This is a genomic window from Streptomyces sp. Go-475, assembly GCF_003330845.1.
Classification (GTDB): Bacteria; Actinomycetota; Actinomycetes; order Streptomycetales; family Streptomycetaceae; genus Streptomyces.
Map to the genome: position 1 here is coordinate 818,493 of NZ_CP026121.1, position 26,235 is coordinate 844,727.

The 26,235-nt window shown below is 73.0% G+C and carries 21 protein-coding genes; 16 read left to right on the top strand and 5 right to left on the bottom strand.

The features are described 5' to 3' along the window. Positions 1-8 precede the first annotated feature (8 nt). Positions 9-797: a pectate lyase gene (locus C1703_RS03705; RefSeq protein WP_114250524.1), complete on the top strand. Its 789-nt coding sequence runs from the start codon at positions 9-11 to the stop codon at positions 795-797. 71 nt (positions 798-868) lie between these two features. On the opposite strand, the gene C1703_RS03710 is transcribed toward C1703_RS03705, so the two are convergent. Continuing rightward, on the bottom strand, positions 869-1,621 hold the full coding sequence (locus tag C1703_RS03710) for a PaaX family transcriptional regulator C-terminal domain-containing protein (RefSeq protein WP_114250525.1): 753 nt from the start codon (positions 1,619-1,621) through the stop codon (positions 869-871). A gap of 75 nt (positions 1,622-1,696) precedes the next feature. On the opposite strand from C1703_RS03710, the gene C1703_RS03715 reads away from it, so the two are divergent. Next, a complete protein-coding gene (locus C1703_RS03715) occupies positions 1,697-3,364 on the top strand; it encodes a DNA alkylation response protein (RefSeq protein WP_114250526.1) in 1,668 nt (555 codons plus the stop codon). A gap of 115 nt (positions 3,365-3,479) precedes the next feature. After that, positions 3,480-5,537: a HEAT repeat domain-containing protein gene (locus tag C1703_RS03720; RefSeq protein WP_114250527.1), complete on the top strand. Its 2,058-nt coding sequence runs from the start codon at positions 3,480-3,482 to the stop codon at positions 5,535-5,537. A gap of 74 nt (positions 5,538-5,611) precedes the next feature. Here the strand turns inward: C1703_RS03720 and C1703_RS03725 are convergent, their stop codons facing one another. Continuing rightward, entirely contained in the window at positions 5,612-6,196 is a 585-nt protein-coding gene (locus C1703_RS03725) for a hypothetical protein (RefSeq protein ID WP_114250528.1), read from the bottom strand. Between the two features lie 178 nt (positions 6,197-6,374). Here C1703_RS03725 and C1703_RS03730 point away from each other — a divergent pair, with 178 nt between their 5' ends. The 7 genes from C1703_RS03730 to C1703_RS03760 all read left to right on the top strand — a co-directional run bounded on the left by C1703_RS03730 (position 6,375) and on the right by C1703_RS03760 (position 15,337). Further along, positions 6,375-7,532, top strand: coding sequence for an exo-alpha-sialidase (locus tag C1703_RS03730; protein WP_114250529.1), 1,158 nt, complete (start codon positions 6,375-6,377; stop codon positions 7,530-7,532). Positions 7,533-7,839: 307 nt separating this feature from the next. Then, on the top strand, positions 7,840-9,165 hold the full coding sequence (locus C1703_RS03735) for an ABC transporter substrate-binding protein (protein ID WP_157993079.1): 1,326 nt from the start codon (positions 7,840-7,842) through the stop codon (positions 9,163-9,165). Positions 9,166-9,227: 62 nt separating this feature from the next. After that, positions 9,228-10,187, top strand: a complete 960-nt coding sequence (locus C1703_RS03740; protein ID WP_114250531.1) for a sugar ABC transporter permease — start codon at positions 9,228-9,230, stop codon at positions 10,185-10,187. Then, the gene (locus tag C1703_RS03745) at positions 10,187-11,068 is read left to right on the top strand and encodes a carbohydrate ABC transporter permease (protein WP_114250532.1); all 882 of its coding nucleotides are present in this window, start codon (positions 10,187-10,189) and stop codon (positions 11,066-11,068) included. The genes C1703_RS03740 and C1703_RS03745 overlap by 1 nt, the downstream gene beginning before the upstream one ends. 17 nt (positions 11,069-11,085) lie before the next feature. Then, positions 11,086-12,324: a family 1 glycosylhydrolase gene (locus C1703_RS03750; RefSeq protein WP_198678077.1), complete on the top strand. Its 1,239-nt coding sequence runs from the start codon at positions 11,086-11,088 to the stop codon at positions 12,322-12,324. Beyond that, entirely contained in the window at positions 12,321-14,231 is a 1,911-nt protein-coding gene (locus tag C1703_RS03755) for a sugar-binding domain-containing protein (protein WP_232840401.1), read from the top strand. Before C1703_RS03750 ends, C1703_RS03755 begins: the two co-directional genes overlap by 4 nt. Positions 14,232-14,317: 86 nt before the next feature. Continuing rightward, a complete protein-coding gene (locus C1703_RS03760) occupies positions 14,318-15,337 on the top strand; it encodes a LacI family DNA-binding transcriptional regulator (protein WP_114250534.1) in 1,020 nt (339 codons plus the stop codon). Here the strand turns inward: C1703_RS03760 and C1703_RS03765 are convergent. After that, positions 15,334-16,011 carry a uracil-DNA glycosylase gene (locus C1703_RS03765; protein ID WP_114250535.1) on the bottom strand — a complete coding sequence of 226 codons (678 nt, stop codon included), beginning with the start codon at positions 16,009-16,011 and terminating at the stop codon, positions 15,334-15,336. The genes C1703_RS03760 and C1703_RS03765 overlap by 4 nt on opposite strands. A 152-nt stretch (positions 16,012-16,163) precedes the next feature. Between C1703_RS03765 and C1703_RS03770 the strand changes: the two genes are divergently transcribed. Both C1703_RS03770 and C1703_RS03775 read left to right on the top strand, forming a co-directional pair. Further along, on the top strand, positions 16,164-17,165 hold the full coding sequence (locus tag C1703_RS03770; protein WP_232840402.1) for a BadF/BadG/BcrA/BcrD ATPase family protein: 1,002 nt from the start codon (positions 16,164-16,166) through the stop codon (positions 17,163-17,165). A gap of 110 nt (positions 17,166-17,275) precedes the next feature. Then, positions 17,276-18,199 carry a hypothetical protein gene (locus tag C1703_RS03775; RefSeq protein ID WP_114250536.1) on the top strand — a complete coding sequence of 308 codons (924 nt, stop codon included), beginning with the start codon at positions 17,276-17,278 and terminating at the stop codon, positions 18,197-18,199. A gap of 132 nt (positions 18,200-18,331) precedes the next feature. On the opposite strand, the gene C1703_RS03780 is transcribed toward C1703_RS03775, so the two are convergent. Both C1703_RS03780 and C1703_RS03785 read right to left on the bottom strand, forming a co-directional pair. Continuing rightward, positions 18,332-19,360 carry a lactonase family protein gene (locus tag C1703_RS03780; protein WP_114250537.1) on the bottom strand — a complete coding sequence of 343 codons (1,029 nt, stop codon included), beginning with the start codon at positions 19,358-19,360 and terminating at the stop codon, positions 18,332-18,334. 146 nt (positions 19,361-19,506) lie between these two features. Beyond that, complete coding sequence (locus C1703_RS03785) at positions 19,507-20,997, bottom strand: FUSC family protein (protein ID WP_114250538.1); 1,491 nt, start codon at positions 20,995-20,997, stop codon at positions 19,507-19,509. Positions 20,998-21,194: 197 nt separating this feature from the next. Between C1703_RS03785 and C1703_RS03790 the strand changes: the two genes are divergently transcribed. The 4 genes from C1703_RS03790 to C1703_RS03805 all read left to right on the top strand — a co-directional run bounded on the left by C1703_RS03790 (position 21,195) and on the right by C1703_RS03805 (position 26,235). Beyond that, the gene (locus C1703_RS03790; RefSeq protein ID WP_114250539.1) at positions 21,195-21,671 is read left to right on the top strand and encodes an Lrp/AsnC family transcriptional regulator; all 477 of its coding nucleotides are present in this window, start codon (positions 21,195-21,197) and stop codon (positions 21,669-21,671) included. A gap of 20 nt (positions 21,672-21,691) precedes the next feature. Next, entirely contained in the window at positions 21,692-22,387 is a 696-nt protein-coding gene (locus tag C1703_RS03795; RefSeq protein WP_114257277.1) for an HAD family phosphatase, read from the top strand. Positions 22,388-22,507: 120 nt separating this feature from the next. After that, complete coding sequence (locus tag C1703_RS03800) at positions 22,508-25,333, top strand: beta-L-arabinofuranosidase domain-containing protein (protein ID WP_114250540.1); 2,826 nt, start codon at positions 22,508-22,510, stop codon at positions 25,331-25,333. Positions 25,334-25,470: 137 nt separating this feature from the next. Further along, the gene (locus C1703_RS03805) at positions 25,471-26,235 is read left to right on the top strand and encodes a DUF4142 domain-containing protein (protein ID WP_114250541.1); all 765 of its coding nucleotides are present in this window, start codon (positions 25,471-25,473) and stop codon (positions 26,233-26,235) included.

Consider the following 26,235-nt stretch of genomic DNA (forward strand, 5'->3'; position numbering starts at 1 on the left):
ATCGGGACATGACTTCTGCGACACGTCCGCGCGCCCGCAGGCGCGCGCTGACCGGCGCGCTGGCCACCCTTGGCCTGTCGGTTGGCATGATCATGACCACCAATGCGCCCACGGCGAGCGCCGCCACCTGGCCGACGCCCAACGGCAGCCAGGGGACCTCCTCCACCATCCCGGTGTCCGGCACCAAGGACTACGGCATGAAGCGGTACTACGGCACCGGCAGCCTGGCCGGTGACGGCCAGGAGGAGGGCCAGGACCCGATCTTCCGGCTCGCGAACGGCGCGGTGCTGAAGAACGTGATCCTCGGCGCCCCCGCGGCCGACGGCATCCACTGCGAGGGCAGCTGCACGCTGCAGAACGTCTGGTGGGAGGACGTCGGCGAGGACGCCGCCACCTTCCGCGGCGGCACCGGCGCCACGTACCACGTGATCGGCGGCGGAGCCAAGAAGGCGGCGGACAAGGTCTTCCAGCACAACGGCGGCGGCACGCTCAACATCTCCAACTTCGCGGTGCAGGAGTTCAAGACGCTCTACCGCTCCTGCGGCGACTGCTCCACGCAGTACACCCGCAAGGTCAACCTCAACACCATCGACGTGACCGGGACGGGCAGCACCGCGCGGCTCGTCGGCATCAACGTCAACCGCAACGACGTGGCGACGCTGCGCGGCATCACGATCCGCAACGACGCCTCCCGCAAGGTCGTCCCCTGCCAGAAGTACAACAACAACACGGCGGTGGGCACGGGCCCCGACAGCACGAACTGCAAGTACAGCACCTCGGACATCACCTACCGGTAGTCCGCCCCGAGCCCCCCACGGTGAACGCGGCCGTACGGAGTGCCCGCCCGGCGCTCCGTACGGCCGCCGTGTCACGTCCGGTGCGCCCGCGGCCCGTCGGCCATCTCCCGCTGGTAGCGGGTGTACGCGGCGCGCAGCTCGGCTCCCGGCCAGTCGGCGGGCAGCAGTTCCGGCGGCAGGACGGGGTCGGCGAGCAGGTGGCGTACGACGGCCGCGAACGCGGTGAGGCGGTCGGCGGGGCGGTCCGCGCGGGCGACGTGGGCGAGCAGCGCCCACGCGCCGGCGGACCAGGCGTCCAGCGGCCACAGACTCGCCGCCAGCTCGCGCGCCGGCCGGGCGGGGCGGGCCGTGCAGCACTCGGCCACCCGGTCGAGGTCGTCAGGCAGGGCCCGGCGCAGATTGGCGGGGCGGAGCCAGACGCCCTCGCGGAGTTCGGCGAGGCGGAGGGCGCTGAGCCGGGCGCGCAGGTCGGCGCGTTCTGCGGGGCCGCGGCCGGTCGCGGTGATCACGACCATCTCCCAGTCGCCGTCCCACGCGCGCGTGTCCGGGTGCACGGACTCGTCCTGGCGGCGCTGGCGCTCCAGCAGCCGGTCGCTGAGCCGGTAGCCGGTGCCGGTGCGCCGCAGATCGCCCGCGGCCACCATCCGGCTGAGCGCCGCCCGCACCGTGGACCCGCCGACGCCGAAGGCCTCCACCCGGCCCACCAGGTCCTTCACCGGCAGCTCAGGGGGGTGCGCGCCCAGCAGCAGGCTCAGGACGACCGACCGCGCGGACAGCGGACGCAGTTCGATCTCGCCGGGCGGCGCCGGGTCGTTCATCGGCATGGTCCCGTACTGTACGGGGCGGATTTCCGTGTTGCACGATTGCTGCGACCGCAGGAGGAGTGCAACACTCGAAGCATGGTCTCGACACTCGACGGACAGCGGGCGCAGGCCGGACCCGCCACGCACGACGTCACCAACCAGGCCCCGCCGCTCACCCCGTACGACGCCTCCGAGGACACGGCCCTGCTCCAGGGGCTGCGGCGGGAGGGTGCCGGCTGGGCCGAGGAGGACCTGCGGCGTCTCGGGAGGCAGGCCGGCAGCGCCCAGGCGCAGGAGTGGGCCGACCTGGCCAACCGGCACGAGCCGGAGCTGCGCACTCACGACCGGTACGGCAACCGCGTCGACGAGGTCGCGTTCCATCCGAGCTGGCACCACCTGATGCGCACGGCGATCGCCGAGGGGCTGGCCGGCTCGCCCTGGGCGGACGACCGGCCCGGCGCCCATGTCGCCCGGACCGCCGGCGGACTGTTGTGGGGCCACACGGAGGCGGGGCACGGCTGCCCGACGTCGATGACGTACGCGGCCGTCCCCGCGCTGCGCCGGCAGCCGGAGCTGGCGAAGGTCTACGAGCCGCTGCTGACGAGCCGGGAGTACGACCCGGAACTCCGCGTGCCGACGGAGAAGCCGGGTCTGCTGGCGGGCATGGGGATGACCGAGAAGCAGGGCGGCTCCGACGTCCGGACGAACACCACGGCGGCCACGCCCACGGCCGAGCCCGGGATGTACACCCTGCGCGGCCACAAGTGGTTCACCTCGGCGCCGATGTGCGACGTGTTCCTGGTGCTGGCGCAGGCCCCGGGCGGGCTGTCGTGCTTCCTGGTGCCGCGCGTCCTGCCCGACGGCACCCGCAACACCTTCCGCATCCAGCGCCTGAAGGACAAGCTCGGCAACCGGTCCAACGCCTCCTCCGAGCCCGAGTTCGACGGGACCGTCGCCTGGCTGGTCGGCCCCGAGGGGCAGGGCGTGAAGACCATCATCGAGATGGTCAACTGCACGCGGCTGGATTGCGTGATGATGTCGGCCGCGCTGATGCGCAAGTCCCTCGTCGAGGCCGGGCACCACGCGCGCCACCGCAGCGCGTTCGGCGCCCGGCTGGTGGACCAGCCGCTGATGCGCAACGTCCTGGCCGACCTGGCGCTGGAGTCCGAGGCCGCCACCACGCTCACCCTGCGGCTGGCCGGGGCGGCCGACCGGGCGGTCCGCGGCGACGAGGGCGAGGCCGCCTTCCGCCGGATCGCCACGGCCGTCGGCAAGTACTGGGTGACCAAGCGCGGCCCCGCCTTCACCGCGGAGGCCCTGGAGTGCCTCGGCGGCAACGGCTACGTCGAGGACTCGGGCATGCCCCGGCACTACCGCGAGGCTCCCCTGCTGTCGATCTGGGAGGGCTCGGGGAACGTCAACGCCCTCGATGTGCTGCGGGCACTGAGCCGGGAACCGGGCACCGCCGAGGCGCTGTTCGGCGAACTCGCCCGCGCCGAGGGGGCGGACGACCGGCTGGACGCGGCCGTGACCGGGCTGAAGCGGCAGCTGTCCGAGGCGTCGCAGGCGACCGCCCGCCGGCTCGTGGAGCGGATGGCCCTGACGCTCCAGGCCTCGCTCCTCGTCCGGCACGCCCCGCCGGCGGTCGCCGACGCGTTCTGCGCGACGCGGCTCGACGGCGACTGGGGGCACGCCTTCGGGACGCTGCCCGAGGGGACGGGGCTCGACACGATCCTGGAACGCGCGCTGCCCGGCGGGGACTGAACCACAGTCAGCCAACGAGCACTCAGTTCGCGCACAGTCATCTCCCGGTTCCGCTTCGTTGTCAGTGCCGTGGTGCAGACTCCCCGTCAGTCGGCACTTCGCTGGGGAGGACAACGTGTTCAGGGGGATCGACGAGGTGGACTGGGCCTCACTGCGCCACGCCCAGGGCAGTGCGGAGGACGTGCCCCGGTTACTGCGGGGACTGGCCTCCCCCGACCCGGCCGAGCGGGCGAGTGCGCTCGACGGGATGTACGGCGCCGTGCACCACCAGGGGCCCGTGCACGACGCGACGCTCGCCTGTGTTCCGTTCCTCCTCGCGCTCGCCGTCCGCGAGGAGGTGCCGGACCGGGCGGAGGTGGTGGAACTCCTCGTCAGCATCGGCGGCATCGACGCCGGCTCCGGTGAACTCGCCGCGCGGGCCCGGGCCGCTGTGCGCGCGGACGCCGAGGTCTTCGTCGGGCTGTGCGGCGACGCGGACGCCGGGGTGCGCCGGGCCGCCGCGGGGGCACTCGTCCGGTTCCTCGGCCGGCCGGCGCGTGTGCTCGCCGTGCTGCGGGAGCGGATCGGCGTGGAGCGGGACGACGGGGTGCTGATCGCCCTGGCCGAAGCCCTCGGCGTGTTCGCACAGCGGTACCGCACGGCCGGCCACGCCGCCGAGGCGGTGCGGCTGCTCGCCGAGCTGAGCGGGCCCCCGTACGGCCCGGCACTGCGGCTCGCCGCACTCGGCCGGCTCGCGGCGTGCGCCCCGGAGCGGCTTCCCGCCGACCTCGTCCCGGTCGTCGTCCGGCTGCTCCGGGACAGATCCGGGCAGCGCGCCCGGTCCGCACCCGCCTCGGACTGTCCTGGCCCGGACACGCTCGCGGGGCGGCTGCGGCGCCTGCGCCCCTCCGACGAGGAGGGCTCCCAGCTGCTGCGGACCCTGCACTCCGCGCTCGGCGGGCGGGTGGCGGACCGGGTCGCCCTGCTGTGCGGGCAGCTGACCAGCCCGGACCCCCTCGACCGGTGCAACGCCGTGTGGATGTCGGCCGGACTCTTCCGCGAGTGGCGTACCGGACACGAGGAGCCGGTCACGCTCATGGGGAACCAACTGGGCGCCGAGGAGGGCCGGTTGCACGACGCGGCGGTCGCCGTCCTGCTGGAGCTCTTCGAGCTGGCGAGACCCGCCGCGGACCGCCTTCACACGCTCGTGACGTACCGTCCCGAACTGCGCATACGGCACCGGGAGCGGGGCGGTCCGGCCCTGGGCGGCCCGCTCAAGGCACTGGCCCGGGCCGGGGACGCGCGGGCCGCGCCGGTGCTGGCCGAGGTACTGGCGGGCCCGGTCGTCCCGCACGACCTGGGGCTGGTGGTCCCCCACCTGGGCCGGGCCGCCGCGCCGCTCGCTCCGGCGTTACGGCGACGCCTCGCGCAGGTCCCGCCGGACGACCCCGGCGCGCGGGGCCGGGCCGTGCCCCTGCTGTCGGCCCTCACGGCCCTGGGCGACACCGAGTCCCTGCCGGTGGTGCTGCGCCTGCTGCGGGGCATGCCGGAGGAGCTGCCGGGGCGCGACGCCGTCACGGGGGCGGCGGTGCGGGCGCTCGGCGCGTTCGGCAGCGCGGCGCGCGAGGCGATACCGGACCTGCGGGGGCTGCTGGCGACGGACTGCGCCGTCGCGGCGGCGGACGCGCTGTGGTCGGTCACGGGGGAGGCCGATGCCGTACTGCCCGTGCTGCTCCGGGAGTCGGCCGACTCCCGGAGCAGCCCGCACCGCCGCGCGGCGGCCGCGGACGTCCTCGGGCGACTGGGCCCGGCGGCGCGTCCCGGCCTGCCTGAGCTGCGCCGGATGACCGGCTCGGGCGACGTGTGGGAGCGGGTCACGGCCGCGTGTGCGCTGTGGCGCACGGCCGGCGAGCCGGAAGAGGTCCTGCCCGTCCTGCGCTCCGCGTGGGCGGAGCACCCGCGCACGCGGACGGCCATCGCCGGGTGCGTCGCGGCTCTGGGGCCCGCGGGAGCACCGCTCCACGACCTGCTGCGCGCGGAGCTCGCGTCCCCCCGCCGGCACCTGACCGGCCCCGGCGGCCGGCACCTGACCGCCGCCCCAGGCGGCCACGGCATCCACGCGGACCTGGGGTTGGTACGGGTCTGCCGGGAGGCGCTGGCCGGGCCGGGGGCGCCGGTGGGCGCCACGGGGTGATGTGACACCGGTCGGGGGTCCTCATGACCTCACGCCGGTAGGGGCTCACGTCACGACGTGACGCCGGATGGGGGTCATCCCGTGGTGCGCCCCCACATCGGGCCGAAGCGGGACCACTCGGCGTCCCACTGGTCGATGCGCCGGCGCTCCAGGCGGCCGCGTACCGCGCGTCCGGCCAGGAGGGGCACGGTGGCGGCTCCGGCGGCCGCCACCCCGCCGATCAGCCAGGCCCGTACGCGGGCCTGGCTCTCGGTGACGGGCCGGGTCACCTGACGGCCCTCGGGGTCCGTCCAGACGGTGACCGGGCTGCCGGCGGCGCTGCCCGCCGGGACCCGCACCTGGCCGGAGTGTGGGGAGCCGTCCGCGGCCGTCCACACCGCCTCCGCCCACACCTGATCGGCGCGGGACGCGCCGCCGTTCCCGGACGCGGTCCCGGGAGCCCGCTCGGCGAGCCGTGCCACGAGGGGACGCCACTCGTCGCGTTCCCGGGCCAGCCCGTCCTCGACGGACCGGCTCACCGCCGTACCGGCCAGCAGCCCGGCGCACACGGTGAGCAGCCCCACGCCCAGCACGACCCAGGCCTCCACCCTGTCGGCCCGGCGCTTGAGCGGATTGCGCCGCCAGCGCCACAGCCACACCTTCGGACCACGTAACGCCATCGAAGGCACCCTCCTCACGCGCGCATGACCATCCCGCCGTCCTCCCCATACGGAAGAGGGCCCCTGGATGCTCACTGCACCTACCCCCGCGGCGGGTCCCGCGCGCGGCCCCGGCCCGTCGCGACGGCCGCCGACATCCCCCTGACCTGCGCCGCAGCCGCTCCACGGGTGACTGTCAGTGGTGGGGTGCAGACTGGCCGGTGTCCGAGACAAGGGCGTCGACGAGGACGCCGCGGAGGTGATCGGCATGACCGAGGTACTGCTCGCCGTGGGCACGCGCAAAGGCCTGTTCATCGGGCGCCGGCGGGGTGGTGGCGCCTGGGAGTTCGACGAGAGTCCCTACTTCAACGCCCAGGCCGTGTACTCGGTCGCCCTCGACACCCGCACCGCGACGCCGAGGCTGCTGGCCGGCGGCGACAGCGCGCACTGGGGCCCGTCCGTGTTCCACTCCGACGACCTCGGCCGGACGTGGACCGAACCGGCCCGGCCGGCCGTCAAGTTCCCGAAGGACACGGGGGCGTCCCTGGAGCGGGTGTGGCAGCTGCACCCGGCCGCCGCCGAGCCGGACGTGGTGTACGCGGGCACCGAACCGGCCGCGCTGTACCGCTCGGAGGACCGCGGGGAGACCTTCGAGCTCGTCCGGCCCCTGTGGGAGCACCCGACGCGGTCCAAGTGGGTGCCGGGCGGCGGCGGTGAGGGTTTGCACACCGTGCTCACCGACGCGCGCGACCCCCGTGCGGTGACGGTCGCCGTCTCGACGGCCGGTGTGTTCCGCACCCAGGACGGCGGCGCGAGCTGGACGCCGTCGAACTCGGGTGTCTCCGCGGTGTTCCTGCCCGACCCGAACCCGGAGTTCGGTCAGTGCGTGCACAAGATCGCGCGGGACGCGGCGACCCCGGACCGGCTCTACCTGCAGAACCACTGGGGCGTGTACCGCAGCGACGACGCGGGCGCGCACTGGACGGACATCGGCGAGGGCCTGCCGTCCACGTTCGGCTTCGCGGTGGCGGCGCACCCGCGCAGAGGGGACACGGCGTACGTGTTCCCGATCAACGCCGACGCCGACCGCGTCCCGGCCGGCCACCGCTGCCGGGTCTACCGGACGGCGGACGCGGGCAAGACGTGGGAGCCGCTCTCGGCGGGGCTGCCCCGGGAGGACCACTACGGCACGGTGCTGCGCGACGCGATGTGCACGGACGACGCGGACCCGGCGGGCGTCTACTTCGGCAACCGCAACGGCGAGGTGTTCGCGTCGGCGGACGACGGCGACAGCTGGCAGCAGCTCGCCGCGCATCTGCCGGACGTGCTGTGCGTGCGCGCCGCGGTCGTCGGCTGAGGTCGGCCCCGCCCGGCATTACCCACGTTGAAGGAGGCCCCGATCGGGGCCTCCTTCCGCTTTCCTCCCAGGCGGCCCTCTGAGTGACGTCACCGCAGTTCACAGGGCATATCACCGAACGCTGAGACCCAAGCACCCCCAGGGTTCCGCTCCAGCGCCTGCCTGAACTTTGCCAATTGCGGATTTACAACGTTTACCGAGACGCCATATCAATGCCTCCGACGCACACCGACCCGGCGGCGTCGTACTCATCCACCTCGACGGCATGTGGCGGCACGGGACGGCCGCACTCGACAGAGGAGAAGTCGTGGATTCGACCAACTCGGCCCTGCGCAGGCGCAGGACCACACAGGTGGCCTGCGCCGCCGCTGTTCTGGGCCTCGCCCTGAGCGGCTGCGCCGGGCAGGGCGCCGCCCACAGCAACGGCGGTTCGGACAAGGCCGGCGGCAAGGTGACCCTGAAGTTCTGGAACGGCCTGACCGGCGGTGACCGTCCGACGGTCGAGAAGCTGATCTCCGAGTTCAACGCCACCCACAAGAACATCAAGGTCCAGTCGGACCCCATGCCGTGGGACGTCTTCTACCAGAAGCTGCTGACCAGCGTGAGTTCCGGCAGCGGCCCGGACGTGGTCGCCATGGACGCGGGCCAGATACCGAAGTACGCCCACAGCGGCGTGCTGCAGCCGATCGACGACTTCTACGGCACGGACCGGGCCGTCGCCGCCAAGCTCGTGCCGGCCGCCGTCCAGGCGTCGGAGTTCGGCGGCAAGAACTACGGTGTGCCGACCGAGACGGCGCCGCTGCTGCTGTACTGGAACAAGACCCTGTTCAAGAAGGCGGGCCTGAACCCGGACAAGCCGCCGGCCACGTGGTCGGAGTTCGAGCAGGACGCGGCGAAGCTGACCAAGGACGCCAACCACGACGGCAAGCCCGACACCTACGCGATCGCGCTCGCCGACCACGAGACCATTCCGATGTACCCGGTGCTGCTGTGGCAGGGCGGCGGCGGTGTGGTCAGCCAGGACGGCAAGCGGGCGATGCTGGACGACCCGGCGACGGTCGCGGCCGTCAAGCACTGGGTGAGCCTGGTCCGCGACAAGAAGATCTCCCCCATCGGCCTCGGCGGCGCCGACGCGGACAAGCTGTTCCAGACCCAGAAGGCCGCGATGGAGATCGTCGGGCCCTGGGACACCACCACCTTCACCCAGTCCCATGTGGACTACGGGGTGACCATGCCCTTCGCCGGGCCGAAGGCCCAGGTCACCTCCGCGGGCGTCACCTCGTTCGCGCTGACCTCCACCGACCCGGCGGTCAAGAAGGCGGCCTACACCTTCTTCTCCTGGTGGAACAGCAAGCCCGCGCAGATCACGCTGGCCAAGGGCACCGGATTCCCGGTGAACCGGACCGACGTGAGCGCGGCCGACCTCAAGGGCTACCCCTACCCGATCGCCTTCGGCTCCCCGCAGGTGCTGAAGAACTCCCGGCCGTTCCTGGCGGGTCTGATCAACGGGCCCGTGATCCAGGACCAGATCTTCTACCCCGCCCTGCAGCGCATCCTCAACGGCAAGGGCAGCGTCGAATCGGTGCTGAAGCAGGCCAACGCCGCTGTGCAGAAGGAACTCGCGACCAAGTAGTCCGGTGACGGAGCCGGCACCGCACGCCGGCTCCGCCTGCCTCGGCGTCCATGAGGTGAACGATGTCCTTGCAGATCACGTCGCACCCGCCGGCCGCAGCCGCCGGCCGCGGGTCACGACCGGGCGGACGGCCACGGGGCCGGCTCTCCTATCGCGGCCGCCAGGCGCGCGCGGCCTGGCTGTTCCTCACCCCGAGCCTGGTGGTCCTCACCGTCTTCGTGGTGTACCCGATGATCCAGGCGGGGTACCTGTCCTTCACGAGCTACAACCTGGTGCAGGCCGCGCAGTGGGTGGGGCTCGGCAACTACCGGCACATGCTGCACGACCCGCAGGTGTGGAACGCGCTGCGGAACACCCTGGTGTACGCGGCGGTCAGCACGCCGGTCAGTGTCCTGCTGGCCCTGGCGCTGGCCCTGTTCCTCAACCGGGCCATGGCGCTGCGCGGGTTCCTGCGTTCGGCCGTGTTCCTGCCGTTCGTGGTGTCCCTCGGTGTCGTCTCCATCGCCTGGTCGTTCCTGCTCGACCCCGACATCGGGCTGCTGAGCGACTGGCTGTCGCACCTCGGCGTCACGACCCAGCAGGGGTACCTCCAGGATCCCTCGACCGCCATGGCCGCGGTCATCGCGGTCGGCGTCTGGAAGAACGTCGGCTTCTACATGATCATGTACCTGGCCGGTCTGCAGTCGATACCCGGCGAGTTGTACGACGCGGCGCGCGCCGACGGCGCCAACGCCTGGCAGCGGCTGCGCAACGTCACCTGGCCGCTGCTGGCCAACCAGACGATGCTCATCACGATCATGGCGGCGATCGGCACCCTCCAGGCCTTCGACCAGATCTACGTCATGACCCACGGCGGTCCGTTCTTCCAGACCGAGACGCTGGTGATGTTCACCTACCGCATCGGGTTCGAGAACAACCAGTTCGGCTACGCGGCGGCCGTCTCCTGGGTGCTGCTCCTGCTGGTCTTCGCGCTGTCGATGGTCCAGTTCACGTACTTCCGCAAGCGAGTGGTGACGTTCTGATGGCAACGACCCTGCACACCGCCGCGGTCCGTCCGCAGGCGCGGCCCGACCAGCGCACCCGGACCCTGGCCAGGGCCTGGCGCGCGGCCACCGTCGTCGCCGCGGTCGCGATCGCCTTCGCCGTCCTGCTGCCCATCATCTGGATGCTCTTCGCCTCCTTCCGCCCCGAGCAGGACATCGTCACCAACCCGCCGACCCTCTTCCCCCGCGCGTTCACGCTGGCCAACTACCGGGAGATCTGGCACGCGATCCCGTTCGCGGAGCTGTACCGCAACACGCTCCTCTTCGCCGGGTCGGTCACGGTGATCTCCCTGTGCTTCGACTCCATGGCCGCGTACGCGCTGGCCCGCCTGGAGTTCAAGGGACGCAACACCGTCTTCGTCGGCATCCTCGTGATGCTGATGCTGCCGTTCCAGATCACCCTGGTGCCGCTGTACGACCTGCTGAACAACCTGCACCTGGTGAACACCTTCACCGGCATGATCGTGCCGCGGGCGACCAACGCGTTCGGCATCTTCTTCATGCGGCAGTTCTTCCTCTCGCTGCCCAAGGACATGGAGGAGGCCGCCCGCATCGACGGCGCCTCGGAGTGGCGCATCTACTGGCAGGTGATCCTGCCGCTGGCCCGTCCCGCGCTGCTGACCCTCGGCCTGTTCCACTTCCAGTACAACTGGAACGACCTGCTCTGGCCGCTGATCATGACGTCGGACAACAGCCACGCCACCATCCCCGCCGGTCTGTCCCTGTTCATGGGCCAGCACGTCACCCAGTACGGCATGCTGATGGCCGGGGCCGTGCTCTCCCTCCTCCCGGTGATCCTCATGTTCCTGCTGATCCAGCGCAGTTTCGTGCAGGGCATCGCGACCACCGGCATCAAATGACCCCCGAGGACACCCCCTTGACCCCCTGGTTCCGCACCGGCCGGCTGCACTTCGCCGTCGGCATCGAGGACACCTTCGTCCCACAGGAGGACGTGGGCCGGCGCAGGCTCGACGAGTACGAACTGACCCAGCACTACCACCAATGGCGGGACGACCTGAGCCGGGCGAAGGACGCCGGCGCCGACATGATCCGCTGGGGCTTCCCCTGGTACCTGCTCGAACCGGCGTCCGGCCGCTTCGACTTCGAGTGGACCGACCGCGTCGTGGAACACCTGGACCGGCTCGGGCTGCGCTGCATGGTGGACCTGATGCACTACGGCACCCCACTGTGGCTGGACAACCAGTTCCTCAACCACCGCTACCCGGAGGCCGTCGCGGCCTACGCCGCCGCGGTCGCCGAGCGCTACGCGGACTCGCTGGACAGCTGGACACCGCTCAACGAGCCGGTCGTCAACGCCGTGTACTGCGGTGAACAGGGCACCTGGCCGCCGTATCTGCGCGGTGACGACGGCTTCGTGAAGATCCTGACGCGGCTGGCCCGCGGCATGGTCCTCACCCAGCGGCGCATCGCCGAAGTGCAGCCCTCGGCCACCTTCGTCCACGTCGACGCCGGATTCCGCTGGACCGGCGCCTGGCCGCCGGGCGAACGCGAGCACCTTCAGGAGCGCCGCTTCCTCGGCCTCGACCTGGTGCTCGGCCGCGTGCACGCGGCGCACCCGATGCGCGCGTACCTCACCGCGCACGGTGTCACCGACGCCGAACTCGACTGGTTCACCACCCACGCGGTCACACCGGACGTCATCGGCGTCAACTACTACCCCGCCTTCACCACCGCCGAGCGCGATCCCACGACCGGAACCGTCCGCCCCGCCGAGGCGGGAACGACGGGTCTGGCCGACCTGTTGCACCGCTACGCCGAACGCTACGAGCAGCCGCTCTTCCTGACCGAGACCAGCCGGGGCGGGCCGGTGGAGGAGCGGCTGGCGTGGCTGGAGGAGAGCGTGGACACCGTGCTGCGGTTGCGCGCCGAGGGCATGCCGCTGGTCGGCTACACCTGGTTCCCGTTCTTCGCCCTCGTCGACTGGCGCTACCGCGAGTCCACGCGGCCGGTGGACCGCTGGCTGGTGCAGATGGGGCTGTACGACCTGGAGCGGGACGCGGGCTCGGTGCTCCGGCGCCGGGCCACCGGCCTGGTCGACCGCTTCCGGGCCCTGGCGGCAGACACGACACAGACATCTCAGGAGCGAGGACAGTGAGCACACATCCCGTGGCGGACGACGGCCTCCACCCCCGGCCCCAGCTGCGCAGGGCCGCGTGGACCGACCTCGGCGGCGCGTGGGGCTTCGCCCATGACGACGCCGACGCGGGACGGGACGCCGGCTGGCACCGCGACCCCGCTCCCTTCGACCGCACCATCACCGTCCCGTTCCCCCCGGAGTCCGCCGCGTCGGGCATCCACGACACCGCGTACCACCCCGTCGTCTGGTACCGGCGCACCCTGCGGCCGCCGGTGGACCACCTCCGCGGCGACCGGGTGCTGTTGCACTTCGGGGCCGTCGACTACCGGGCGTCGGTGTGGGTGGACGGCACCCATGTGGGCGACCACGAAGGCGGCATGACGCCCTTCTCCTTCGACGTGACGGCCGCGTTGACGGCCGGCGCGGACGAGCACACCGTCGTCGTGCGCGCCGAGGACCTGCCGTGGGACGCCGAGCAACCACGCGGCAAACAGGACTGGCAGGACAGCCCGCACGTCATCTGGTACCACCGCACGACGGGCATCTGGCAGCCCGTGTGGCTGGAGGTCGTCCCCGGCACGCATGTCGCGGAGCTGTGCTGGACCTCCGACATCGACGGCGCCTCGGTCCGGCTGGAAGCCCTGCTGCGCCGCCCCGTCCGGCGCGGGGACGACCGGCTGGTGATGCGCGTCGGTCTGCGTCTCGGGACGGAGCTGCTCGCCGAGCAGTCCGCCGTCGTCACGGACGACCGGGTGGTGATGGACATCGCACTCCCGGCCCTGCGCAACGGCCAGGACCGCGACCGGCTGCTGTGGTCACCGCACTCCCCCACCCTGGTCGACGCCGACATCGTCCTGCTGGACCGGGACGCCGACGGGGTGGAGCGGCCCGTGGACGAGGTCGCGAGCTATCTGGGCATCCGCACGGCGGAGGTCGCCGACGGGCGGTTCCTGCTCAACGGCCGCCCGTACTACCTCCGCATGGTCCTGGAGCAGGGCTACTGGCCCGAGTCCCACCTCGCGGCCCCGGACGCCGGGGCGCTGCGCCGCGAGGTCGAACTGATCAAGGAACTGGGTTTCAACGGCGCCCGGGTCCACCAGAAGGTGGAGGACCCCCGCTTCCTCCACTGGTGCGACCGGCTGGGTCTGCTGGTCTGGGGCGAGATGGCCGGCGCGTTCGCGTTCGGCCCGGAGGCGGTGCGCCGGCTGACCACCGAGTGGATGGACGTCGTACGCCGGGACCGCGGGCACCCCTCGGTGGTGGCCTGGGTGCCGTTCAACGAGAGCTGGGGGGTGCAGGACATCGCCGGCTCGCCGGCGCAGCGCGCCTTCGTCGAGGGTGTGGTGCAGCTGACCCGGGCCCTCGACCCCTCGCGGCCCGTCATATCCAACGACGGCTGGGAGATGCCCGAGAGCGACATGTGGACCGTTCACGACTACGCGGGCACCGGGCGGGAACTGCGGGCCCGTTACGGCACCGCCGGGGCCGTCGAGGCGATGCTCACCGACGGCCGGCCGGGCGGCCGCCGGGTCGTGCTCGACCCCGATGCTTCAGATCCCCGCGGTGGACGCCCGGTGCTGCTCACCGAGTTCGGCGGCCTCAGCTACCGCCCCGAGGGCGAGGAGTGGTTCGGCTACTCCACGGTGACGTCACCGGCCGAACTGCGCGGCCGGCTCGACGAACTGTTCGGCGCGGTGACCGACTCCCCGGAACTCGCGGGGTTCTGCTACACGCAACTCACCGACACGGAACAGGAGACCAACGGCCTGCTCACCGCCGGGCGGCGGGCGAAGCTGCCGGTCGAGGAGATCCGCCGCATGGTCGGGCGTCCCTCCGCCGCCATGCCCACCGAGGCCCTCGACCGGCACCGCCGGGAGGTGGAGGAGGCCAACCATCAGCCCGGGGGCACGGCCACAACGTTGTAGGATGCGGTTCCTCCCGTGACGAGCGGAGGAGCACGCGACGGCCGGGGCGAACCGCTGAATGCCCCTGATCGGTGAGGACAGTCGGCATGGTGGTTCGCCTCAAGGACGTCGCCGAGCACGCGGGCGTCTCCATCAAGACGGTTTCCAACGTCGTACGGGGCGAGGCGCACGTGTCGGAGGCCACGCGCGAGCGGGTGCTCCGGTCCATCTCCGAACTCGGCTACCGGCCCCACGCCTCGGCCCGCCACCTCAGGACGGGCCGGAGCGGCATCCTGGCCCTGGCGGTGCCGGACCTGGCGGCTCCCTACTTCGCCGAGCTGGCCGCGGCCGTGATCGCCGCGGCCAAGGGCATGTCGTACACGGTGCTGATCGAGGAGACGGGCGGGGATCCCGAGGAGGAGCTGCGGATCGCGTGCGGTCTGGGGTCCTCGCTCATCGACGGTGTGCTGCTCAGCCCGCTCCGCCTCGACCAGGAGGCCCTGGCCTCCCGCCCCCGCCGGGTGCCGCTGGTGCTGCTCGGTGAGCGGGACTACGAGCTTCCGGTCGACCACGTGCTGATCGACAATGTCGCCGCGGCCCGGGAGGTCACCGCCCACCTGCTCTCCCTCGGCCACACCCGGGTGGCGGCGATCGGCGCCCAGCGCGGCGCCGCCTCCGCCACCGCCCAGCAGCGCGTACGGGGTTACCAGGAGGCGCTGTACCGCGCCGGCGTCCCGTACGACCCCGCCCTGACGTGCGAGGTCTCGGCCTACCGCCTGGCCGACGGCGTCCGGGCCATGCGGTCGCTGCTGGACCTGCCCGAACCACCGGAAGCGGTGTTCTGCTTCAACGACCTGCTGGCGGCCGGGGCCGTGCGGGCGGCGGCCGACCGCGGCCTCGGGGTGCCGCGGGACGTGGCGATCGCCGGGTTCGACGATGTCGAGCTCTCGCAGTTCTCGGTGCCCTCCCTGACGACCGTGGCGCCCGACAAGGCGGAACTCGCCCGGCTGGCCGTCACCGCGCTGCTGCGACGGATAGCGGACGACAGCGCCGAGGAGCCTCCCGCCGTGCTGTACGCGGGGCACCGGCTCGTCGTCCGCGAGAGCAGCGGCGCGGACACCCCCTAGGGCAGTCGCCAGTCCACCGGTTGGCCGCCCTGCTGGATCAGCAGCTCGTTGGCCCGGCTGAATGGACGTGAGCCGAAGAAGCCCCGGTCCGCCGACATCGGGGAGGGGTGGGCGGACTCGATCGCCGGGAGGTCCCCGAGCAGCGGCCGCAGATTGCGCGCGTCCCGCCCCCACAGGATCGACACCAGCGGCTTGCCCCGCGCGGCCAGCGCCCGGATCGCCTGCTCGGTGACCTCTTCCCAGCCCTTGCCGCGGTGCGCGCCGGGATTGCGCGGGGCTGTGGTGAGCGCCCGGTTGAGCAGGAGGACGCCCTGCCGGGTCCACGGCGTCAGGTCTCCGTTGGACGGCCTGGGCAGCCCCAGGTCGGCGTGCAGCTCGCGGAAGATGTTCTGCAGGCTGCCCGGCAGCGAACGCACTTCGGGCGCCACCGCGAAGCTCAGGCCGATGGCCATGCCGGGTGTCGGATAGGGATCCTGTCCGACGATCAGGACCCGGACGTCGTCGAAGGGTTGCTGGAAGGCGCGCAGGACGTTCGCCCCGGCCGGGAGGTAGGTGCGGCCCGCGGCTATCTCGGCCCGTAGGAAGTCCCCCATGGCGGCGATGCGTTCGGCCGCGGGTTCGAGGGCCTTCGCCCAGCCTGCTTCGACAAGTTCGTGCAACGGTCGTGGTGCCACGACGCGTCACTCTACTGGCAGATCCGCAGGCCCCGGTATCGGACGCCGTCCCCGCCCGCACGGGCGGTCCCCGGCGCTACTCTTCCTCCCCGTCGAGGACTTCGAGACGGCCGGGCGGACCGCACGGCCGGGTCACCGGAGAGGAGGGGAGCGTGCCGCGTCCCGTGCTGACCCCCGCGTCGGTCGGCTCCGGCTTCCTCGCCGTGGACTCCGGCGGGTCCGGGCTCCGGGCTGTGGTGGGCACCGCCGAGCGCGGTCCGCTGGCGCGGGCGGTGTCCGGGGAGCCGGTCCGCACGGGTGAGCGGGGCATCGACCCCGGCGATTTCCTGGCGCGGCTGCTGCCGTTGGTGCGCGCGTCGGCCGCCGAGGCCGGGCCGGTGCCGTTGACCGCCGCCGTCGTCGGCGCGGCCGGGCTCGCCTCCCTGGGGGACGCGCTGCGCGCCGAACTGCCGGGTGCCCTGGCCCGGGAGCTGGGGGTGCGCAGGGTCGCGCTCGCCGCCGACGCGGTGACCGCGTACGTGGGTGCCCTCGGGCCCCGGCCGGGGGCGGTGGTCGCCGGCGGTACGGGCCTGATCGCGATCGGCACGGACCTGACCGGCTGGCGCCGCGCGGACGGCTGGGGGCATCTGCTCGGCGACTGCGGGGGCGGGGCCTGGATCGGCCGGGCGGGTCTCGAGGCGGCGCTGCGGGCTCATGACGGGCGCGAGGGCGGCTCGGCCCGGCTGCTGGCGTGCGCCGAGGAGGTGTTCGGTCCCGTGGCGGGGCTGCCGGGCGCGCTGTATCCACGGCCCGACCGGCCCGCCGTGCTCGCCTCGTTCGCGCCCCGGGTGGCCGCCTGCGCGGACGGTGACCCCGTCGCCGCGGGGATCCTGCGCGCCGCCGCCCGCCACCTGGCCGACTCCGCGGCGGCCGTGTGCCCCACGGCGGGTGAGGCCCGCGTCGCCGTCACCGGCGGCCTGTTCAAGCTGGGCGAGCCGCTCCTCGGGCCGCTGGAGGAGGAGCTGGCGAAGCGGCTGCCGGGGGTGCGGCGGGTGCCGGCCGAGGGCGATCCGCTGGACGGCGCGGTGCGGATGGCGGCGGAGCTGAGCGCCGGTGCGCTCACCCTGCCGGGTGATGCGGCAATGCTCTCCGTTACCACCCTGTCGGGTGATTGATCCGATCGCGTCCGATCCGTGCGTAACTCATCAGACAAAACCGGACGGATACCGCTCACCTGCCCCCTCCCCGAACAGGGGAGCCCAATAAGCCAGTAACATGCGGCGCCATGAGTTCCCCCACTGGGCCCGCGGATGGCCTGCCAGTACGAATGCCGCGCCCCCGCCAGCCCGGACGGCACCGCCGTCCCGAGCCGCTGGTTGCTCCCGAGGGCGCGCCCGCGCTCGTCCTCGCCGTGCCGGGGACGCCCAGTAGCGCCACGCGCAGCCTCGCCGAGGAGGTCGTGAGCATCGCCCGCTCCGAGCTGCCCGGCCTCGACGCCCGCATCGGGTACCTGGACGGGGACAACGCGGAGTTCCCCTCGCTGCAGGCCGTGCTCGTGCACACCGCGGAGGAACGCACGGCCCGGTTCGAGCAGGCCCGCGCCGCCGGCCTGGACGTCAAGGCGCCGGACGGCCCCGTCGCCGTCGTCGTGCCGCTGCTCGCCGGACCGGACAGCGCTCTGCTGCGCCAGGTCCGCCAGGCCCTCATGGAGAGCCGGGTCGCCGCCGAGCTGACCGACGTCCTCGGCCCGCACCCGCTGCTCGCCGAGGCGCTGCACGTGCGGCTCTCCGAGGCCGGCCTGGCCCGCGCGGACCGCGCCCGGCTGTTCACCGTGGCGACCGCCGCGGACGGCATCATCCTGGCCTCCGTGGGCGGTGACGAGGCCGTGCAGGCGGCCGGGATCACCGGCATGCTGCTCGCCGCGCGCCTCGCGGTGCCGGTGATGGCGGCGGCCCTGGACCAGGAGGGCTCCATCGCGTCCGTCGCCGAGCAGCTGCGGTCCTCGGGCTCGCAGCAGCTGGCCCTCGCGCCGTACCTGATCGGCCCGGAGATCGAGCCGGTGCTGGTCGAGGAGGCCGCGAAGGAGGCGGAGTGCTCCGCCGCGGAGTCACTCGGGGCCTACCCGGCGATCGGGAAGCTGGCCCTGGCCAAGTACACGACGGCGCTGGGCATCTCGCCGCAGCAGCCGCAGGGGGCGCCGGTTCGCTGAACGTCTGCCAGGAGGCCCGCTTCGTTCCGGAGCGGGCCTTCGCCGTTCGGGGTCCGGTTCGGCGGCCGGACGCGCGTGCGTTGTGGCTGGTCGCGCGGTTCCCCGCGCGCCTTCAGTCCCCTCCCCGGCCCGTCAGCCGAGGACCACACAGGATGCCGCCGGCACCCTGATCGAGCCGCCTCGCTCGGGGATTCCCGTGTGCGGGTCCGCGGCGAACCAGGTCACGTCGCCCGAGCGTTCGTTCGCGACGTAGAGGAAACCCCCTGACGCCGTGAGCGCACGCGGCCAGTGGCCGCCGCAGGGCACCGTGGCGACCAGCCGCAGCTCCTCCCCTTCGACGGCGAGCACGGACAGGACGTCCTCACCGCGGGTGGCGGTCCACACGTGGCGCCCGTCGGGCGAGACGGCGATGCCCGACGGCCAGGCGTCGCCCGCCGGCGCGCCGGGCAGGACCGGGATCTCGGTCAGCGGGGTCAGCACGCCGGCGGCCGCGTCCCAGCGGCAGACGGTGACGGACGGGCTGAGCTCGTTGACGACGTACGCGTGCCCGCCGTCCGGGTGGAAGGCCAGGTGACGCGGCCCCGAGCCGGGTCGCAGGGCGCTCTCGCGGTGCAGGGCGGGGGCACCGTCCGTCAGCGTGCACACCCGCACGGAGTCGGTGCCGAGGTCGACGCTGACGGCCCAGCGGCCGCTCGGGTCGGGCTGCACCTGATGGGCGTGCGGGCCCTGCTGGCGCGGGGTGTGCGGGCCCGCCCCGGTGTGCCGGAGCAGCCCGGAGGCGGACCGCGCGAGGGTGCCGTCGGGGCGGACGGGGACGGCGGTGACGCTGCCGGAGCCGTAGTTGGCGGTGAGGAGATGCCCGTCGAAGAGGGCGAGGTGCGTCGGCCCGTTGCCGCCGACCGGCACGGGCGGCCCGGCCGGCTCGGGCCTGTCCCCGTCCACCCGGTACGCGGCGACGGCGCCCTCGGCCGTCTCACTGACCGCGTACAGCGTGTCGCCGTCGGGCGAGAGGGCCAGGTAGGAGGGGTCGGGCAGGGCATCGACGCTGCCGAGGACGGTCAGCGCGCCGCTGTGGGGGTCGGCCCGCGCCGTCACGATGCCGGGGCCGCCGGCCGCCGTGAACGACCCGATGAACGCCCGCCGCCTGCCGCTGTCCGCCACCGCTGTCCCCTCTCGTCCCCGGGCCGCCCGGAACGACCGCGCAGCCGATCATCCGCGGTCTAGACCAAGGGGTCAAGGAGTCGGGAAGGCGTGGCCCACACCGACGCCGGCGAACGCGCCCGGGGAACAGCCGCGCGGGAGTCGCCTCACGCCCCCGCCAACGGAGACCCCGAAGGAGCCCGCAGCGGCCGGGCCAGTTCGGCCAGGGCCCGTTCCAGGCCGTGCAGGTGGGCCAGGACCGGCTCCGTCGTGGGCGGTCCGTCCGGCTGGACCAGGACGTCCCCGCCCTGGGTGAGCGCCTCGACCGCGGCCTCCACGCGCCGGCAGGCCGTGGCGAGGCGGGCGTCGTGGGAGGCCTCGGGGTCGGCGGCGACGGCGACCAGGCCGCGGACCTCCCGGGCGCAGTCGTCGAGGAGGGCGAGCACGTGCCGGGCGCGCCGCTTGCGGCCCCGCATCGGGTTCAGCGGGTGCACCAGCGGGGCGACGGAGAGCCGCACCCGGGCGAGCAGCTGCTCCAGCTCGGCCACGCGCGGGGCCGGGTCGGCGTCCGCCGCGCCGACCAGCCGCCGGGCGGTCTCGGCGGCGCAGGCGTGGACGCAGCGCAGGGCCCGCTGGATCCAGGCGTCGGTGACGCTGTGGGTGGTGACGGGCAGGACGAGGATCACGGCCAGCGCGGCGCCGAGCGCCCCGACGCCGGTCTCGGCGAGCCGCAGGGCGAGCAGGCCGGGGCCGAGCACGCCGAGGAGGCCGTAGAGCAGCCCGGCGAGCAGGGTGACCCAGAGCATCATCCAGGTGTAGGAGACGGCGGCCGTGTAGAAGATGCCGAAGACGCAGGCGGCGGCGAGTACGGCCGTGACGGTCGGGTCGCCGTGCACCGGCAGGGCGACGAGGAGGCCCAGGGCGATGCCGATGACCGTGCCGAGCAGCCGCCGGAAGCCGCGGACCAGGGTCTCGCCGCGCGAGGTGGTGTTGACGAAGATCCACCAGGTGGCGCCGACGGCCCAGTACCAGCGCTGTCCGGAGACCAGCTGTCCCACGACGAGGGCGAAACCGGCCCCGGCGGTCGCCTGGATCGCCTGGCGGGTGGTCACCCGGGCCAGGCCGGTGCCGCCCGGCGGGGCGGGCGCGGCGGGCGGCGGCAGGCGGCGCTCGTAGCACCACAGCCCGAAGCGCACCGCGGCGGCGGTGAGGACGGAGAGCAGGACCGCGGCGTACAGCTCGGGCAGCTGGCCGGTGGTGGCGTGCAGGAACTGCGCCACGAAGAAGGTCATGAACGCGAACACGCCGAGGCTGTGGCCGCGCGCACCCCAGCGGCGCGCGTACACGCCCGCGCCGACCACGGCGAGGAAGGTGAGGTCCCGGGCCACCGGATGGTCGTGCAGTCCGGCCGCGGCGGTGAGCACGGGCAGCCCGACGGCGGGCAGCAGCGCGGTGGTGACGGCCTGGCCGCGGACCGTGGCGTCGGTGACGGTGAACAGGGCGAGCAGGGCGGCGAGACCGCCGGTGACGGCCCCCGTGAGGGAGTGCCCGGCGAGGCCGCACACGGCGACCGCGAGCGAGATGCCGAGCACCGCGCGCGTGGCGAACCGCAACCGCGTCCGTCCCGGATCCGGAGCCCAGAACACCCTCTTCAGCACCGCTTACCGCCCCCTTCGCGCGTGGACAGGAATGAGCATGAAAAAGGCGCCGCGGGGTCCGCAGCGCCATCGACGCGTCCATATCAGCATCCCGGACGCCACTGGCTCAACAGGCTCCTTTTAGACTGGGCCATTGGTACAGCGCGAGCGGCCGGGGCACGGCCGCGGCAGAGCCAACGGACGAGGAGGCCGGCGTCATGGCCGTGGACGAGCTCGACACCCGCATCCTGCGGCTGCTGCTGGAGCGGCCCCGCACGAGCGTGCGCGAGTACGCCCGGATCCTCGGGGTCGCCCGGGGCACGCTCCAGGCCCGGCTGGACCGTCTGGAGCGCGACGGCGTGATCACCGGCACGGGTCCGGCCCTCTCCCCCGCCGCGCTCGGGCATCCGGTGCTGGCGTTCGTGCACATCGAGGTCACCCAGGGCCATCTCGACGAGGTGGGCGACGCGCTGGCGGCGGTCCCGGAGATCGTCGAGGCGTTCTCCATCACGGGCGGCGGGGATCTGCTGGCCCGGGTCGTGGCGCGGGACAACGCGCACCTGGAGGACGTCGTCCAGAAACTGATCAGCATGCCCGGGGTGGTGCGCACCCGCACCGAGGTCGCCCTGCGCGAGCGGGTCCCGCACCGGCTGCTGCCGCTGGTGGAGTCGGTCGGGCGGTCGGCCCGCAGATGATCTTTGAGAGCATGGGCGCCATGAGCCATCTCCATGGAATATCGGTCATCTTCGATCTCGACGGAACGCTCGTGGACAGCGAGCCGAACTACTACGAGGCGGGCCGGCAGACCCTCGCCGAGCACGGCGTCCCCGACTTCAGCTGGGCGGACCACGAGCGGTACGTCGGCATCAGCACGCAGGAGACCGTGGCCGACTGGAAGGAGCGGTACGGCCTGCGGGCCTCCGTGGAGGAGCTGTTCAGCGACAAGAACCGCCGCTATCTGGAGCTGGCCCGCACCTCCACGCGCGCGTACCCCGAGATGCGGGCGTTCGTCGAGCTGCTGGCGGCCGAGGACGTCCCCATGGCCGTGGCCTCCGGGTCATCGCCCGAGGCCATCGAGGCGGTCCTGTCCGGCACGGGCCTGGCCGCCCTCCTGCCGACCGTCGTCTCGGCCGACGAGGTCGCGCACGGCAAGCCCGCCCCGGACGTCTTCCTGGAGGCGGCCCGCCGGCTCGGGTCGGACCCGGCCGACTGCGTGGTGCTGGAGGACGCCGCCCCGGGCGCCGCCGCCGCGCACGCGGCGGGGATGCGCTGCATCGCGATCCCGTACGTCCCGGCGCAGGCGGACGCACCGGAGTTCGCCACCGCCGGCCTGCTCCTGCGGGGCGGCCAGGAGGAGTTCACGGCACGGGCGGCGTACGACTGGCTGGCGCGCTCGGCCGGCCTTTCCTGAACTCGCCGCTCCCGACCCGTTGACGCTCTCCCGTCCCCTCCCTAGGGTCTGGTCGACCTCTCGCACAAGGTTCGATATTCCGAACTCTCGTGAGCACTGTGGACCCGTGGAGGACCATCCATGGCACGGCCCCTGTCCAGACGATCCCTTCTCCAGGCCGCGACCCTCGCCGCGGCCGTCCCCGCGCTCTCCCCCACGGCGACGGGCCGGGCCGCGGCGGTCCCCGCGGCGGCGGCGCTCGCCGCGGCCGCCGCCCCGTCCGCCTGGACCGTACGGCCCTTCGGACTGGAGGACGTGGCGCTCGGCCGGGGCGTCTTCGCGGACAAACGGCAGCTGATGCTGGATCACGCGCGGGGCTACGACGTGAACCGGCTGCTGCAGGTGTTCCGCGCCAACGCCGGTCTGGCCACGGGCGGCGCGGTCGCGCCGGGCGGCTGGGAGGGGCTGGACGGCGAGGCCAACGGCAATCTGCGCGGCCACTACACGGGCCACTTCCTGACCATGCTGGCGCAGGCGTACCGCAGCACCGGGGAGGGAGTGTTCGCCGACCGGATCGGCACCATGGTGGGCGCGCTGACCGAGGTGCGCGCGGCGCTGCGGCGTGATCCGGCGGTGCTGAGCATCCCCGGGAAGTTCGGGACCGCAGCGGACCAGGTGCGTGGCTCCTACCAGTACGTGGAACTTCCAGGGGCCGTGCTCGGCGGGGCCCCGGCGATCACTCTCTCCGTCTGGGTGCGGCCCACGCACGACGCGAACTGGGCCCGGGTCCTCGACTTCGGCGACGACACGAACCGGTACCTGTACCTGGCCGCCCGGAACCAGGCCGGAGTGCCGCGCTTCGCCATCACCACGTCGGGCGCCGGCGGCGAGCAGGCCATCGACGGCACGGCCCCGCTGCCGCTGAACCGGTGGAGCCACCTCGCGGTCACCCTCGCGGACGGCACCGGCACCCTCTACGTCAACGGCACCGCCGTCGCACGCAACACCGCGATGACACTCACCCCCTCCTCGCTCGGCACGCCGAAGAACAACTGGCTCGGCCGCTCCAACTACTCCGCCGACCCCGTCTTCGCGGGCGCCTACGAGGGGTTCGACGTCTTCTCGCGGGCGCTGACCGCCGCCGAGATCACCGAGTTGCAGAGCCGCCCGGCGGCCGACGCCTCGACGGGCCGGGGCGACCTGGCGTCGTACGCCTTCGGCGAGACGTCAGGCGGGACCTTCGCGGACGCCTCCGGACGGGGCCTGACCGCCACCCTGCGCCGCACCTGGGGCGGGCCGAGCCACCCCGGGTTCCTCGCGGCGTACCCGGAGACGCAGTTCATCGACCTGGAGTCACGGACCACCTCCGACTACACCAAGGTGTGGGCTCCGTACTACACCGCGCACAAGATCCTGCGCGGTCTGCTCGACGCCTACACCGCCACGGACGACGACCGGGCCCTGGACCTCGCGTCCGGCATGTGCGACTGGATGTACTCCCGGCTGTCCAGACTGCCGGAGTCCACGCTCCAGCGGATGTGGGGGATCTTCTCCAGCGGCGAGTTCGGCGGCATCGTCGAGGCGATCTGCGACCTGCACACGATCACCGGCAAGGCCGAACACCTCGCGCTGGCCAAGCTGTTCGACCTGGACCGGCTGATCGACGCGTGCGCCGCGGACACCGACATCCTCGACGGTCTGCACGCCAACCAGCACATCCCGATCTTCACCGGCTACGTGCGGCTGTACGACGAGACGGGCGAGGAGCGCTACCTCACGTCGGCGAGGAACTTCTGGGACATGGTCGTCCCGCACCGCATGTACGGCATCGGCGGCACCAGCACGCAGGAGTTCTGGAAGGCCCGGGACGTCATCGCGGGCACGATCAGCGCGACCACGGCCGAGACGTGCTGCGCGTACAACATGCTCAAGCTGAGCCGGACCCTGTTCTTCCACGAGCAGGACCCGAAGTACATGGACTACTACGAGCGGGCCCTGTACAACCAGGTCCTCGGCTCGAAGCAGGACAAGCCCGACGCGGAGAAGCCGCTCGTCACGTACTTCATCGGGCTGACGCCCGGTCATGTCCGTGACTACACGCCCAAGCAGGGCACGACCTGCTGCGAGGGCACCGGCATGGAGAGCGCCACGAAGTACCAGGACTCGGTGTACTTCGCCAAGGCCGACGGCAGCGCCCTGTACGTCAACCTGTACAGCCCGTCCACGCTGACCTGGGCGGAGAAGGGCGTCACGGTCACGCAGACCACCCGCTTCCCCGAGGAGCAGGGCAGCACGCTGACCTTCGGGGGCGGGCGGGCTTCGTTCACGCTGCGGCTGCGCGTGCCGTCGTGGGCGACCGGCGGGTTCCGGGTGACCGTCAACGGGCGTGCGGTCCCGGGGACTCCGAAGCCGGGGAGCTACTTCGACGTGTCCCGGACCTGGCGGGCCGGCGACACCGTCCGCGTCGCCATACCGTTCCGGACGCGGGTGGAGAAGGCCCTCGACGACCCGTCGCTGCAGACCCTGTTCCACGGCCCGGTCAACCTGGTGGCCCGTGATGCCGCCACGGAGTGGCTGAAGGTCGGACTGTACGGCGACGCCGGTCTCTCCGGCGACCTGACGCACTCCCTCACGCCGGTGCCGGGCAAGCCGCTGCACTTCACGCTGGACGGCCGGGAGTGGGCGCCGTTCTCCGAGGGGACGGAGGACCCGACGCACGCCTACTTCCGGCGCTCGGAGCCGAAGCTCGTGTTCGGCGGCCGGGACTCCGGCGTCGCCAACCCCGCGAAGCCCGACGGCACCACGCTCCTGGACGAGGTGTGGGCCGGGGCACCGTTCCGGAACAAGGGGGCGCTGGTGGCCCGGGTCCGGTCGACGGTGGACGCGTGGGTGGCGGCCGGACTGCTGAGCAGGACGGACGGCAACGAGGTGGTGAGCACGGCGGGCGCGGCCTCGTACCGGCCCTGAACCGCCCGTGCACGGCGGGCCGTTCAGATGCTTGAACGGCCCGCGCGTCGTACGAAGTTTTTTGCGGCAGCGGTGATTGTTTCGCTCCCGGCATCCGTACTTCCTGGCGTTGGGCCGTTCATATCCCAGGAGGCACGATGCGCATCTCGCGCAGCACGGCAGGAACCGCGTTCGTGGGCGGTGCGATGATCCTCACGCTCACCGCACTCGCCTACCCCAGCATGCTGGGCGTGGAGAACGCGGCCTCCGGTCAGGACCGCATCATCGCCAACACCCAGTGGGGTCCGCTGACCGAGGCGGACCGCGACTTCGTGGTCCGCGTGCGCGCGGCCGGGCTGTGGGAGTACCCGCTGGGGCAGCTGATCCAGCAGCGGAGTTCGTCGCCGGAGATGCAGGAGGTCGCCAAGCATCTGCTCGTGGGTCACGGCCGGCTGGACGCGGGGTGCCGCAAGGTGTCCACGGACCTGGGAATCACGCTGCCGAACGAGCCGTCGCCGCAGCAGCAGCAGTTCGTGGCGACGGCGGAGGGCAGCTCCGGCAAGGAGTTCGAGTCCACGGCCGTGACCATCATGCGTGTCGCGCACGGGGGCATCTTCCCGACGATCGCCAAGATCCGGGCGACCACCCGCAACAGCCTCGTGCGGGAACTGGCCGACATGACGAACGACACCGTTCTCGACCACATCACGGTCCTGGAGAAGACCGGCCTGATCAACCAGGAGCAGGTCAGCTTCCAGATCACCGCCCCGCCCAAGCTGCCCCAGGAGCAGACGACGCCCCCGCCTCCGCAGCAGGGCGCGCCGGTCCGCGTGCTGCCGGTCCCCGAGGACCTGAAGGACTTCCAGACCGTCGCCCCCAACCCGTCCTTCGGGGCGCCGCAGCCGTCGCCGTCGGCGGGGTGA